At 67.2% G+C, this 13,335-nt stretch carries 13 protein-coding genes; 11 read left to right on the top strand and 2 right to left on the bottom strand.

The features are described 5' to 3' along the window. Positions 1-118 precede the first annotated feature (118 nt). Positions 119-1,372 (bottom strand): heparan-alpha-glucosaminide N-acetyltransferase domain-containing protein, encoded by a 1,254-nt coding sequence (locus AC1D1A_RS12040; protein ID WP_476947811.1) that lies wholly within the window; start codon positions 1,370-1,372, stop codon positions 119-121. Positions 1,373-1,487: 115 nt separating this feature from the next. Here AC1D1A_RS12040 and AC1D1A_RS12045 point away from each other — a divergent pair, with 115 nt between their 5' ends. From AC1D1A_RS12045 to AC1D1A_RS12080, 8 genes are all read left to right on the top strand, one after another. Further along, positions 1,488-1,943, top strand: a complete 456-nt coding sequence (locus AC1D1A_RS12045; protein ID WP_230010794.1) for a hypothetical protein — start codon at positions 1,488-1,490, stop codon at positions 1,941-1,943. Between the two features lie 9 nt (positions 1,944-1,952). Then, positions 1,953-2,717: a carbon-nitrogen hydrolase family protein gene (locus AC1D1A_RS12050; protein ID WP_476932179.1), complete on the top strand. Its 765-nt coding sequence runs from the start codon at positions 1,953-1,955 to the stop codon at positions 2,715-2,717. 103 nt (positions 2,718-2,820) lie between these two features. Continuing rightward, complete coding sequence (gene dapA / locus AC1D1A_RS12055; RefSeq protein ID WP_223913994.1) at positions 2,821-3,729, top strand: 4-hydroxy-tetrahydrodipicolinate synthase; 909 nt, start codon at positions 2,821-2,823, stop codon at positions 3,727-3,729. A 60-nt stretch (positions 3,730-3,789) separates the two neighbouring features. Next, positions 3,790-5,481 carry a ribonuclease J gene (locus AC1D1A_RS12060; RefSeq protein ID WP_028277222.1) on the top strand — a complete coding sequence of 564 codons (1,692 nt, stop codon included), beginning with the start codon at positions 3,790-3,792 and terminating at the stop codon, positions 5,479-5,481. A 245-nt stretch (positions 5,482-5,726) separates the two neighbouring features. Further along, the gene (locus AC1D1A_RS12065; protein WP_476947812.1) at positions 5,727-8,714 is read left to right on the top strand and encodes an FtsK/SpoIIIE family DNA translocase; all 2,988 of its coding nucleotides are present in this window, start codon (positions 5,727-5,729) and stop codon (positions 8,712-8,714) included. 21 nt (positions 8,715-8,735) lie between these two features. Beyond that, positions 8,736-9,374 carry a CDP-diacylglycerol--glycerol-3-phosphate 3-phosphatidyltransferase gene (gene pgsA, locus AC1D1A_RS12070; RefSeq protein WP_079551323.1) on the top strand — a complete coding sequence of 213 codons (639 nt, stop codon included), beginning with the start codon at positions 8,736-8,738 and terminating at the stop codon, positions 9,372-9,374. Beyond that, positions 9,371-9,913, top strand: coding sequence for a CinA family protein (locus AC1D1A_RS12075; RefSeq protein WP_476856427.1), 543 nt, complete (start codon positions 9,371-9,373; stop codon positions 9,911-9,913). The genes pgsA and AC1D1A_RS12075 overlap by 4 nt, the downstream gene beginning before the upstream one ends. Before the next feature lie 139 nt (positions 9,914-10,052). After that, positions 10,053-10,505, top strand: a complete 453-nt coding sequence (locus tag AC1D1A_RS12080) for a helix-turn-helix domain-containing protein (RefSeq protein ID WP_026538316.1) — start codon at positions 10,053-10,055, stop codon at positions 10,503-10,505. Between the two features lie 99 nt (positions 10,506-10,604). On the opposite strand, the gene AC1D1A_RS12085 is transcribed toward AC1D1A_RS12080, so the two are convergent. Further along, a complete protein-coding gene (locus tag AC1D1A_RS12085) occupies positions 10,605-11,114 on the bottom strand; it encodes a MarR family winged helix-turn-helix transcriptional regulator (RefSeq protein ID WP_223913991.1) in 510 nt (169 codons plus the stop codon). Between the two features lie 41 nt (positions 11,115-11,155). On the opposite strand from AC1D1A_RS12085, the gene AC1D1A_RS12090 reads away from it, so the two are divergent. The 3 genes from AC1D1A_RS12090 to AC1D1A_RS12100 all read left to right on the top strand — a co-directional run bounded on the left by AC1D1A_RS12090 (position 11,156) and on the right by AC1D1A_RS12100 (position 13,289). Continuing rightward, on the top strand, positions 11,156-11,392 hold the full coding sequence (locus tag AC1D1A_RS12090; protein WP_223913990.1) for a DUF3046 domain-containing protein: 237 nt from the start codon (positions 11,156-11,158) through the stop codon (positions 11,390-11,392). 222 nt (positions 11,393-11,614) lie between these two features. Continuing rightward, on the top strand, positions 11,615-12,667 hold the full coding sequence (gene recA, locus AC1D1A_RS12095) for a recombinase RecA (RefSeq protein ID WP_018774457.1): 1,053 nt from the start codon (positions 11,615-11,617) through the stop codon (positions 12,665-12,667). Next, a complete protein-coding gene (locus AC1D1A_RS12100) occupies positions 12,654-13,289 on the top strand; it encodes a regulatory protein RecX (protein ID WP_476856425.1) in 636 nt (211 codons plus the stop codon). The genes recA and AC1D1A_RS12100 overlap by 14 nt, the downstream gene beginning before the upstream one ends. The last annotated feature ends 46 nt before the right edge of the window (positions 13,290-13,335 follow it).

The raw sequence follows: 13,335 nt of genomic DNA on the forward strand, positions 1-13,335 counted from the left end.
CCGGACACCGTTTGCCGGGCCGTGCGGGGCCGGGCTGCGGAACTCAGCGCCGGATCCGGCGGCGGAACTTAGCGCACGACCCGGCGGCGGAACTTAGCGCACGACCCGGCGGCGGAACTTAGCGCACGCGTCGAGGCCGGCGGACTTGGGCCGGCTGGTGCCGGCCCGCCTGGCTGGCCGCATGGGTCGCCCACTCCAGCGGCCCGCGCCACGCCATGGCCGCGAAGACTCCGCCGGCCACCAGCATCCCGACAGCCTGCGCGAAATACACACCCTCCACGGTCCAGCCCGGCATCAAGGGCTGGTCGTGCAGGGCGGCCATGATGCACAGGTGAGCCGTGTAGAGGCTCAACGTCATGGCCCCGGCTCCGCGCAGCGGCAGCAGCAGATCCAGTTCCAGCCAGTCGCCCAGCCGGCCCAGCAGCAGGCACAGGCCGATCACGGCGGCAGCGGCCCCCGAGGTGTGCAACAGATCCAGCGTGGTGCCGGAGTGCGGTGCACTCGTGGCCAGCCACCAGACTGAGCCTGACTGGTCGATGCCGGCCAGGTTGACCTGCAGCAGGCTCTCCAGCGGGTAGGCGGGATCGCCGATGTGCGCCTGAAGGGCCTGCCTGCCGCCCCAGTCCTCCAGCATGAGCGTCCCCAGCCACTTGGACATGACGGCCACCACCGTGCCGGCAGCAACGAGCAGGAACGGCACGGCCGCTTTCCACAGCGCCATCCGACCGATCACCAGCCCTATCAGGAGATAAGCGATCCACTGCAGGACAGGGTAGTAGCCCGTGAGAAAGAGGTCGCCCAGCAGCCTGGCCGGGGTGGCCAGATCCTCCCAGCTTGGGTTGTGCCCCAGCCGCAGGGGCGGATCGGCGGACAGCAGCCACGGCCGCAGGAGGTAGGCCAGGGCGGGGGCAGCCAGTATCCAGAGGACCGCGAGTGCGGCCAGGCGTTTCAGCCCAAGCCCGACAAAGGGCAGCACACACAGGAACAGCAGGGCGTAGTGGACCAGAATTATCGCGATGTTGACTTCCAGCCCGCCCAGGGAGAGCCCGACGGCACCGATCACGAGCGCCCGCAAGGCGATGCCTCTGCGGGCACCCCGCAGTTCGGCGCCCTCAAGCGGCTGCTGTTTCCCCGTGGACAAGGCGAGCCCGACTCCGGCCAGCACGGCGAACAGCGCGGCTGCCCGTCCGGAAAACGCCAGGCCGATCCAGGTGGGCGTGAGCTGCGGGTCCGGCTCAAAGGTTGCCAGCACGTGGGTGGCCATCATGGCCAGCAGGGCCAGGCCGCGCGCGGCGTCGATACCGGCCAGCCGGACGCCGGGGGGAGTGCCCCGGACGGTCCGGGAAGCCGTAGTCATTCCGCGCGCCGTCATCATCTGATCGTCTCACGATCGGCCCGGTGACCGTCTCATCTTCGGCCTGCCCGCAGCCCCGATCCTTCTCCGGGCATCCCTTGTATTCGAATATATGTTCGAATACGATGGGCGCATGAACGACGCCCCAGAGCCAGCCTTCCTGAAGCCCGAATTCACCGGCCGGGAATCCACAAGCCGACAATTTCCGGGCCCGGATCCGTCGGGCCCGCAATGGACCAGCGCGACGCCTGGCGGACGGACGAACGGTGGCGAGCCGGCGGCCGGCGTCCTCAAAGCCATGAGCCCGGGCGTCGTGGACTTCCTCTTCCGGCGCTTGGTCGCCGGGGAGCCGGCCGAGGACGTTCAGTGGGGGAAGGAAGGTGCGGCGCTGGCCGCGGTGCCGCCGGGAGCTGAGCTGGCCCGGCGGCTGGCCGAGACGGACCTCGACGCCCTCACTCCAACCGAATTGTTCGACTACGTGCGGGCGGCCCAGCGTCTAGCCGCCTGGGCAGAGGCCCTTCGCGAAACCGCCGTCGGGCGTTACTGCTCGGCACCTTCGGCTCCCTCCGGCGAAAGACGGGGTGCATAGGATGGGAGGGTGACCACTGGCTCAATCACCGCGTTGACGCTGTCCGCCGTCCAATACCAGGCCCTGGATGGTGGCGTTGCCGCCAACGTGCCCGAGCACATCCGGCTGATCGAAGACGCCGAGTCGCATGGAGCCCGGCTTGTCATCTTTCCCGAACTCTCGCTGACGGGATACCGGCTGGACCTGCTGGACGGACCCGGGGAGTGGCTGAGCGCGGCTGACCGGCGGCTGGACGGCATCCGGGAAATCTGCCGGCGCACCGGAATAACCGCCGTCGTCGGTGCCGCGTTCAAAGACGCGGACGGTATGCCGCGGCTGGCCGCCCTCGCGGTCCATCCGACAGGCTCCATCGAGACCAGCTTCAAAACGCACCTGCACGGACCGGAGCAGGATCTCTTCGTGGCCGGCAGCAATCCCGCGGTCCTGGAGATCGACGGCTGGAAGGTCGCTCTGGCGATCTGCTTCGACGCAGCCCGCCCGGGCCATGCGGAATGGGCCGCGGACACCGGGGCGGACATCTATGCCGTCTCGGCCCTCTACACGGCCGGCGAAGACCACCGGCTGGCACTGCATCTCGGCGCCCGGGCCATGGACAACCGGATGTTCTCCGTCCTGGCGAACCTGGCGGGCGCCACGCCGCTCGGCCCTTCGTGTGGCCTGAGCGGGTTCTGGGGTCCTGACGGGCTCCCGCTCCGGCAGGCGGCCGGCTCCGGCACCGAGGTGCTGACCGCGAGTCTCCAATACAGTGTGCTGGCGCGGTTTCGGCGGCCCTGAGTCCGGCCGGGCCGCCGAAACGTGACGCACGGCCGCCGAGTTTGACGTTCGTCACACCGCCGCCATTGTCCTAACATGCCGCAGACAAGGTAACGTTTTTCATATGGCTGACTCTGATATTCGCTCTTACACGTTCGGGACCCTCGTGACTGCCATGGTCACGCCTTTCACATCGGACGGTGAGGTCGACTACCGGCAGTCGGCGGAACTGGCGAGCAAGCTCGTCGACGACGGCAATGACGCCCTCGTGATCTCCGGCACCACGGGTGAGACCTCCACGCTCGAGGACGACGAAAAAGAGAAGCTCTTCCGCGTCATCGTCGAGGCCGTGGGCGACCGCGCCAAGGTCATCGCCGGAACCGGGACCAACCACACCTCGCACTCGATCGAGATGGCCAAGCGCGCCGCCAAGGCCGGAGCCCACGGCCAGCTGATCGTCACGCCGTATTACAACAAGCCCAGCCAGGCCGGTATCCAGGCGCACGTCGAGGCCGTGGCCGACGCCGCCGACCTCCCCGTCATGGTCTACGACATCCCCGGCCGCGCCGGCGTGCCCATCCTGCCCGAGACCATGATCCGGCTCGCCGACCACCCCAGGATCGTCGCCCTCAAGGATGCCAAGGCCGACTTCAACGCCCTCACGCGCGTCCTGGCGAACACCGATCTTGATGTCTACTCCGGCGACGACGGCCTCACGCTGCCGTGGATGGCCGCCGGTGCCGTCGGGCTGGTCAGCGTCTCCGCGCACGTCGCGACGCGGCAATTCCGTGCGCTGATCGATGCCGCACTTGCAGGCGATTTTGCTACCGCCCGCACCCTACATTTCGAACTGGACCCCGTGGTCCGCGCAGTGATGACCCACATTCAGGGTGCTGTCGCTGCCAAGCAGGTTCTTAAGTGGCAGGGAGTCCTGCCCAACTCGGTTGTCCGTTTGCCCCTCGTGGAGCCGGGCGAGGCCGAGATCGCAACCATCCGCGAGGATTTGGCGGAAGCGGGGATGGTCTTTTCCTGATCGGGAGCCAATCCTGATGGTTAAGAACCAGCCCGGCTTCAGCCTGGAAAGTAGTGCACTATGACCCAAACCGCCCTTCCCGGCCTTGTCACGCCGCCCCGCCTCCCGAAGAACACCCTGCGGATCGTACCGCTCGGCGGAATCGGGGAAATCGGTCGAAACATGACCGTTTTCGAGATCGATGGCAAGCTCCTCATCGTTGACTGCGGCGTCCTCTTCCCCGAGGAGACCCAGCCCGGCGTCGACCTCATCCTGCCGGACTTCTCCTACATCGAGAACCGTCTCCAGGACATCGTCGCGGTAGTCCTGACCCACGGTCACGAAGACCACATCGGCGCCGTCCCCTACCTCCTGCGCCTGCGCGCCGACATCCCCATCGTCGGTTCACAGCTGACACTGGCCCTCATCGAGGCCAAGCTGCAGGAACACCGGATCAAGCCGAACACGAAGATCGTCGTCGAGGGCCAGGTCGAGAAGTACGGGCCCTTCGAATGCGAGTTCATCGCCGTCAACCACTCCATCCCGGACGCCCTGGCCGTGTTCCTCCGCACCTCGGGCGGCACCGTCCTGCACACCGGTGACTTCAAGATGGACCAGCTGCCGCTGGATGGCCGCATCACCGACCTCCGGCACTTCGCCAAGCTGGGCGAAGAAGGCGTGGACCTGTTCATGTCGGATTCGACCAACGCCGACGTCCCGGGGTTCACCACCGCCGAGAAGGAAATCGGACCCACCCTGGACCGGCTGTTCGGGCAGGCCTCCAAGCGCATCATCGTCGCCTCCTTCTCCTCGCACGTGCACCGCGTCCAGCAGGTTCTCGATGCCGCCGCCAACCACAACCGCAAGGTTGCCTTCGTGGGCCGCTCCATGGTCCGGAACATGGCCATCGCCGCGAAACTGGGCTACCTGGAGGTCCCGGCCGGGATCCTGGTCGACATCAAGAACATCGACAACCTGCCGGACAACCGGGTTGTGCTGATGTCCACCGGCTCCCAGGGCGAGCCCATGGCCGCCCTGTCCCGCATGGCCAACGGCGACCACCGCGTCGTCGTCGGCGAGGGCGATACCGTCATCCTTGCGTCCAGCCTGATCCCGGGCAACGAAAACGCCGTCTTCCGCATCATCAACGGACTGCTGAAGCTCGGCGCCGACGTCATCCACAAGGGCAACGCCAAGGTGCACGTCTCCGGCCACGCTGCCGCCGGCGAACTGCTGTACTGCTACAACATCCTTGAGCCGCTCAACGCCATGCCGGTGCACGGCGAAACCCGCCACCTCATCGCCAACGGCAAGATCGCCCTCGAATCCGGCGTGCCGGAGGAAAGCATCCTGCTCGCGGACAACGGCAGCGTGATCGACCTGCGCGACCACCAGGCCGACATCGTGGGCCAGGTCGAGGTTGGCTTCGTCTACGTCGACGGCTCCAGCGTCGGCGAGGTCACCGAAGCAGACCTCAAGGACCGCCAGACCCTCGGCGATGAGGGCTTCATCTCCATCATCACGGTCATCCACCGTGCCACCGGCAAGGTGGTCTCCGGGCCGGAAATCCACGCCCGCGGCGTGGCCGAGGACGATTCCGTCTTCGACGAGATCATCCCCAAGATCAATGAGGCCCTCGAAGAAGCCGTGCTGAACCGCACGGACCACACGACGCACCAGCTGCAGCAAGTCGTCCGCCGGGTCGTCGGCACGTGGGTCAACCGCAAGCTGCGCCGCAAGCCCATGATCATCCCGGTGGTCCTTGAGGCGTAAGCCTCAGGTGGTTCACCGGGCGTAAGCCTCAGGTGGTTCACCGGGCGTAAGCCTCAGGTGGTTCACCGGGCGTAAGTCCTTCACTCGCACCTGGCGCATGCCTGGTCAACGGCCTTCCCCGCCATCCCGCAGCCTGAGCGCCGCGGGAAGCGGGGGAGGCCGTTCCCGTTGGTGGTGGCGGCAACATGATCCCGGACGCCCGGAAATTCGGGGTTTTCGGTCCGGCATCCGGTACCGTGGCGAGTATGGCGACTCGTACTTCTTCCGCGCCTAGAGGAAACTCAAGCGGCAAATCAGGCAGTTCTCCCGGCCGGGGGTCCCGTCCCGCCGCATCCAAATCCGCCCGGCCGCGGGGAGCCGCAGGTGGCACCGCAGGTGGGACCGCAGGTAGAAACACAGCCACCGCGCGGACCCGGCAGTCGGCCGTTGCTGAGCCGCACCAGCCCTGGGTGGTGAGGGTGCTGGCCGGTGCCTGGCTGGGCATCGCCCACGTGATCGGCGCCGGCATCCGGCGGGTCGGCCACGACGTCAGCGACCTCGCCCCCGAGGAGCGCCGCGACGGCGCCGCCCTGTTCAACCTGGCCCTGGGAGTCTTCGTTGCCACCTTCGCGTGGTGGGGGTTCCAGGGCTGGCTCCCTGACCTCGTGTTTGCGATCGTCAACGGCACGTTCGGCTGGATGGCCCTGCTGCTGCCGCTCATGCTGTTCGTGTGCGCCTTCCGCCTGTTCCGCCAGCCCGACGACGGCCGCGGCAACAACCGGGTCGGCATCGGTTTCCTCATCATGACGTTCGCCGGTTCCGGGCTGGCCCACATTATTGGCGGCCAGCCGACCGTCGCCGACGGCTTCGACGGCCTGCGCCGGGCCGGCGGCATGCTCGGCTACCTCGCCGCCGCCCCGCTCGCCGCCGTGCACACCGCCGTCCCCGTCGCGGTCTACGGCCTGCTGGCCTTCACCTCGCTGCTGATCGTCACCGCCACGCCCTTCGGCGCGATCCCGGGCCGCCTGCGCGACGCCTACGAGCACCTGATGGGCATCGACCTGCAGGACGACGACGGCGGCGACCGCCACGACCGCAGCTACCTTTACGAGAACGACGCGCCGGCCCCGCCTAGGAAGAAGCGCAAGCGCCTCTTCGGCAAGGACCACGACGACGAGTCCGGTCTGGAAGGCTACGTCGGCGACGAGGCCTTCGAACGCGCCCTCATCGCAGATGATGAAGCAGCGGACGCACCTCCGGCCAAGGGCGCGAGGGGCAAGGGGCGCTCTGGCGTCGCAGCCGACGCCGCGCCCGATGTAGCGCCCGGCGTCCGCCGTCCCACCCAGGCCGAGATCGCCGTCGAAAAGATCAAAGCCGCCCAGGGCCTCGGCACGGCAGGATCCGCCGGCGCTGCGGCGGAGTCCAGCGGCGACGCCACCGAGGCCATCCCGCTGGTCACTCCGGGGATGGTGGCCGCGGGATCGCTCAATGCAGCCGCTGCGGCCGCCAAGGTCCCCTCCAACCCGGTCGCGCCCGCACCGCTGCCCACCCCCATTCCGCAGCGCACCGAGCAGCTTTCCCTGGCCGGCGACGTCACCTACACCCTGCCGGCGTCGGACGTGCTGACACCCGGTTCCATCCCCAAGGAACGCACCGAGGCCAACGACGCGATTGTCGCCTCGCTCACCGAGACCCTCAACCAGTTCAACGTGGAGGCGCAGGTCACCGGCTTCAGCCGCGGCCCCACCGTGACCCGCTACGAAATCGAACTGTCCCCGGGCACCAAGGTGGAACGGGTCACCGCCCTGTCCAAGAACATTTCCTATGCCGTGGCCAGCTCGGATGTGCGCATCCTGAGCCCCATCCCGGGCAAGTCGGCCATCGGCATCGAAATCCCCAACACGGACCGCGAAACTGTGTCTCTGGGCGACGTGCTCCGCAGCCAGAACGCCCGCCGCACCGACCACCCCATGGTCATGGGGGTCGGCAAGGACGTCGAGGGCGGGTACGTCGTGGCCAACCTGGCCAAGATGCCGCACCTGCTCGTGGCCGGCGCCACCGGCGCCGGTAAGTCCTCGTTCGTGAACTCGATGATCACCTCCATCCTGATGCGGGCCACCCCGGACGAGGTCCGGATGGTCATGGTGGACCCCAAGCGCGTGGAACTCACCGCCTACGAAGGGGTCCCGCACCTCATCACCCCGATCATCACCAACCCGAAGAAGGCGGCCGAGGCCCTGCAGTGGGTGGTCCGGGAAATGGATGCCCGCTATGACGACCTCGCGAATTACGGCTTCAAGCACATCGATGACTTCAACAAGGCTGTCCGGGCCGGCAAGGTCCACCCGCCGGTGGATTCCAAGCGCGTCATCAAGCCGTACCCATACCTGCTGGTCATCGTGGACGAACTCGCCGACCTCATGATGGTGGCCCCGCGCGACGTCGAAGACTCGATTGTCCGCATCACGCAGCTGGCCCGTGCGGCCGGCATCCACCTGGTCCTGGCCACCCAGCGCCCGTCGGTCGACGTCGTGACCGGCCTGATCAAGGCGAACGTGCCCTCCCGCATGGCCTTCGCCACCTCCTCTGTCACCGACTCCCGGGTGGTCCTGGACCAGCCGGGCGCCGAGAAACTCATCGGCCAGGGCGATGCCTTGTTCCTGCCGATGGGGGCCTCGAAGGCCATGCGTGTCCAGGGTGCCTGGGTCACCGAGTCCGAGATCCACAAGGTCGTCGAGCACGTCAAGGGCCAGCTCAAGGCCGTCTACCGCGACGACGTCGCGCCCGAGGCGCAGAAGAAGCAGATCGATGACGACATCGGGGACGATCTCGAGGTCCTGCTCCAGGCAACCGAGCTCGTGGTCACCACCCAGTTCGGCTCCACCTCGATGCTCCAGCGCAAGCTCCGCGTCGGCTTCGCGAAGGCCGGCCGTCTCATGGACCTGCTCGAGTCCAGGGGAGTGGTGGGGCCCTCCGAAGGTTCCAAGGCGCGCGACGTGCTGGTCAAGCCCGATGACCTCGCCGCAGTGCTGGCCGCGATGAAGGGACAGGACGGCCCGGTGTCCGCCGACTCGCAGACCGCGGCGCTGAGCGATAACGCCAACGCGAACATCGCCCAGGGCGGTTACGCCGAGGACCTCGTGGCGGCGGACCTGGAGAACCGCACCCAGGCGATCGACTACCACGACGGCGCCGACGGCGGTTCCGGCGACGAGGACGGCTCAGAGGACGCCTGGTCGCTCACCGGCCGGTAGCGCAGACGGTAGCCTAGGAAGGTGAATAGCGCCGAAGCCAACGCCGGATCCGCCTCGCGGATCTGGAACCTGCCGAATGTCCTCACGATGCTGCGGATAGTGCTGGTGCCGTTCTTCGTCTGGTTCCTCCTCCTCGACGCGCCGGGGCTGCAGGCCCAGAACGGCGTCTGGCGCTGGGCGGCCGCCTTCGTTTTCGCGGTGGCCATCTACACGGACAAGCTCGACGGCGACATCGCCCGGTCCCGCGGCCTCGTCACCGACTTTGGCAAGATTGCCGACCCGATCGCCGACAAGCTCCTGATCGGTTCCGCGCTGGTCATGCTCTCCTTGCTCCAGGAACTGCCCTGGTGGGTCACCATCCTGATCCTGGTCCGGGAGTGGGGCATCACCGCCCTGCGCTTCTTCGTCATCCGCTACGGCGTTATCCCGGCCTCGCGCGGCGGCAAGCTCAAGACGGTGGTGCAGACGGCGGCCATCTTCCTCTACGTCCTTCCGTTGGCATCCCTCGCCCCGTGGCTGGGCGTTGTGGCGTTCATCGTGATGATGGCCGCCCTGGCCATCACCCTGTGGACCGGCGGCGAATACGTCATTGAGGCGCTCAAACTGCGGGCCGCCGGCATCAAGGCAGAGAAACAACGTTCAAGGGAGAACAAGCCATGAACCAGCCGGACCCCGTTCCTCACCCCAACCTGCACCCCAATCTGCATCCCAATCTGCACCGCCTGGCGGAGCAGGCCGTCACCGGCGCCCTCGGCCGCGGCCTGACCGCCGCCACCGCCGAATCCCTCACCGCCGGGATGGTCACCGCCGTGCTGGCCGACACGCCCGGCGCCTCCGGGATGCTGCAGGGCGGCGTGGTGTCCTATGCCAACAGGGTCAAGTCCGACGTCCTCGGCGTCCCCGCTGAGCTGCTCGACGCCGTCGGCTCCGTGGACGGCCAGGTAGCCGCAGCCATGGCCGACGGGGCGCGCCGCATCTGCGGCGCCGATATCGGCGTGTCCACTACCGGCGTGGCCGGTCCCGAACCGCACGACGGCAAAGCGGTGGGCACGGTCTTTGTCGGCATCGCCACGGCGGAAGGATCGACGTCGTACCCCTATTCCTTTGACGGCAGCCGCGCCGAGATCCGCGCACTTGCCTGCGGCGCCGCGCTGGAACGTCTGCTGGAGGCCCTATCTTCCGAAGGCTACCGGGCGTAAAGTTGCCGGGAACAAAAGTTGATTCCGAATAGTTGTTACATTGTGTCGCTTCCAAATGAGGGAGGCGCCTAGGATGAAAACATCAGCAGAGTCCGCCCCCACCGGCGGACTCGACAGTACGAGGAGCAAGGCGATACAGATGGTAAAGCAGCCCGTATCCGTAAACGGCGTTGTCCGCTGGAAGGATGTGGGCCTCGCCGATCAGGCCAAGAGCGAACAGAAGGAGCGCAAGATGGTTGTACTACGTCACGAAATCGGTGATGTCCTGCGCGATGTCCGCCAGCGCCAGGGCCGTACGCTCCGCGAAGTCTCGCACAGTGCCCGCGTTTCCCTGGGCTACCTGAGCGAAGTGGAACGCGGCCAGAAGGAAGCCTCCTCGGAGTTGCTCTCCTCGATCTGCTCGGCCCTCGATGTTCCGCTTTCGAGCATGCTCCGCGAAGTCAGCGACCGCGTCGCGGTCGCCGAGGGCGTCGCGGTTCCGGACACCGTCCCCCAGGAGTTCGCGCAGCGCTATGGCCGCGACCTCGACCGGGAACTGAACTCCGATCTCACCGACGAGCTGGCCAAGGGCCTCCTTTCCGGAGCGCGCTAGCCCGCCACTCACCTAAGACCTAAGACACAAAAGAGGACCTCCGGCCCAGGCCGGAGGTCCTTTGTCGTGTTTCGGTGACCAAGGTTCCCAGTGGGGGAGTCAGGCGGGCTCGTCCCGGGGGAAACCGTCGCGCTCGTAGGTGGCATTGAGCTTGGCCATGTACATGGCCAAAGCCTGCAGATCCTCGGCCGGCCATTCCGCCAGGCGTTCCCGGAACACCTCACGCCGTGCGTCCTGGACCTGGTGCATCCTTTCCTCGCCTTCGGACGTCAGCCGGATGGCCTGCGCCCGGCCGTCCAGCGGGTCAGCCTCCTTCGACACCAGCCCGAGGCCCTCGAGGAAGGCGATCTGCCGGCTCACCGATGGCTTGCCGACGCCGATGCAGGAGGCTAGGTCGGTCAGCCGGATGGGGCCCTGCTGGCGGATCACGCTGAGCAGGCCGTAGGCGGCGGGTTCCATGTCCGGGTGGACCTGGCGCGAGAGCTGGTGGGAAATCGACCGGCCCCGGCGCCAGAGCAGACTCAGCTGGTTCTCGACGGCGTCCAGGGCGGCGTCCGCGCCGGCGGTATCGGGAGCGGGATCGCCCGCGGACTCAGTTGGGTTGCTCATGGCAACCATTCTAGAGTCCCCGGCCGTGAGAGACTTTACTCGTGCGAATCAGTGACTTTTGGCGGCTTATGGACGACGAGTTCGGCGCGGGATACTCCCGCGTCCTGAGCAGTTCGCTGGTCCTGGCCGGGGTCGGAGGCCGCACCGCGGACCAGGCGCTCAGCGCCGGCGTTCCGCCGCGCCAGGTGTGGCTTGCCATGTGCGACGTCCAGGACGTTCCGCCGGAACGCCGCCTGGGCCGCGACGTCAAACCCCGTGACACCACCGGGCCCCGCTGACGTCTGCGTCGTCGCGCTGACGCCGGCCGAGCTCCGCTGACGCCTGACACGCCGTCCGCTTGTTCGAATATCTGTTCGGATAGCGATATGCTTTTTTTCAGACCGTTTTCCACATACGTGGTTCTCCCGACAACTTTGTCGGAGGGTGCCAGTAGCGTCAGTGATGACAGACAAAGGCCTCCACGGCCACTCCACAGCGAGAAAGTATTAGAGGTGTGAATCATGGCCGCAGCCCCGGATCGCCAGAAGGCGCTCGACGCAGCGCTTGCCCAGATTGACAAGCAGTTCGGCAAAGGCTCGGTCATGCGCCTCGGCGATGAAGTCCGTGCGCCCATCGAAGTCATCCCGACCGGGTCCATCGCACTGGACGTCGCCCTGGGAATTGGCGGCCTGCCCCGCGGCCGCGTCGTGGAAATCTACGGTCCGGAATCATCCGGTAAGACCACGGTCGCGCTGCACGCGGTTGCCAATGCCCAGCGCCAGGGCGGCATTGCCGCCTTCATCGACGCCGAGCACGCCCTCGATCCGGAATACGCCGCCAAGCTGGGCGTCGACACCGACGCGCTCCTGGTCTCCCAGCCGGACACCGGCGAGCAGGCGCTGGAAATCATGGACATGCTTATCGGATCCGGCTCCCTTGACGTCATAGTCATCGACTCCGTGGCCGCCCTCGTTCCCCGCGCGGAAATCGAAGGCGACATGGGCGACAGCCACGTGGGCCTGCAGGCCCGCCTGATGAGCCAGGCCCTGCGTAAGATCACCGGCCGCCTGAGCCAGACGAAGACCACGGCCATCTTCATCAACCAGCTGCGTGAAAAGATCGGTGTCTTCTTCGGCTCCCCGGAAACCACCACCGGTGGTAAGGCGCTGAAGTTCTATGCCTCCATCCGCATCGACGTCCGCCGCATCCAGACCCTGAAAGAGGGCGCCGATTCCGTCGGCAACCGCACCAAGGCCAAAATCGTCAAGAACAAGATGGCCCCGCCCTTCAAGATCGCCGAGTTCGACATCATCTACGGCCAGGGCATTTCCCGTGAGGGCGGCATCATCGACATGGGTGTCGAGCACGGCCTGATCAAAAAGTCGGGCTCCTGGTTCACCTACGATGGCGACCAGCTGGGCCAGGGCATGGAGAACTCCCGCCGCTTCCTGCGCGACAACCCGGAGCTGGCGGCCGAACTCGAGCGCCTGATCAAGGAAAAGCTCGGCGTTGGCGTCAAGGCCCCGGCTGAGACCGAGGAATCTCCGAAGCTGAAGGCCGTTGACGGCTTCTAACAGCCGGCGGCGCAAAGGGGCAGGATTTCCATCACGGAATCCTGCCCCCGGCTTTGCCGGCCCGGATCAGCCGGCGGACCGCACCGATGGCGCGGATTCGCCGGCCGGGCAGGACCGGGACGCGGACCCCGCGGCGGTGGCGCGTGCCATCGTGCTGCGGCAGCTGACGAATTCGCCCAAGAGCCGGCTGCAGCTCTCGCGCAAGCTGGCCGAGCGCAACGTCCCTGAGGACGTCGCGGAGGCCGTGCTGGACCGCTTCGAGGAAGTGCGGCTGGTTGACGACGCCGAGTTCGCCGACATGTGGGTCCGCAGCAGGTCCCAGACGCGCAAGCTCGCCAAAGGGGCCTTGCGGCGCGAACTTGCGGACAAGGGCATCGACCCGGAGATCGCTGCCGGTGCACTGGACCAGCTCAGCGACGCCGACGAGGAAACGGCCGCCCGGGAGCTCGTGGAGCGCAAGCTGCGGGGATTCACCGGCGGCGAAGACCGGGCCGAACGCGACAAAGTTACGCGCCGCCTCGCGTCAATGCTGGCCCGCAAGGGATACCAGCCGTCGCTCGCCTTCCGGGTGGTGGGTGAGGTGCTCGATGCCGCCGCCGGCCAAGCGGGGGACGGGGATTAGGACCGCCGGGCCGGGGTCTGCGCTGGCCCAGCCGCTGCCCACTACC

Source organism: Arthrobacter sp. P1_B9 (assembly GCF_056406495.1).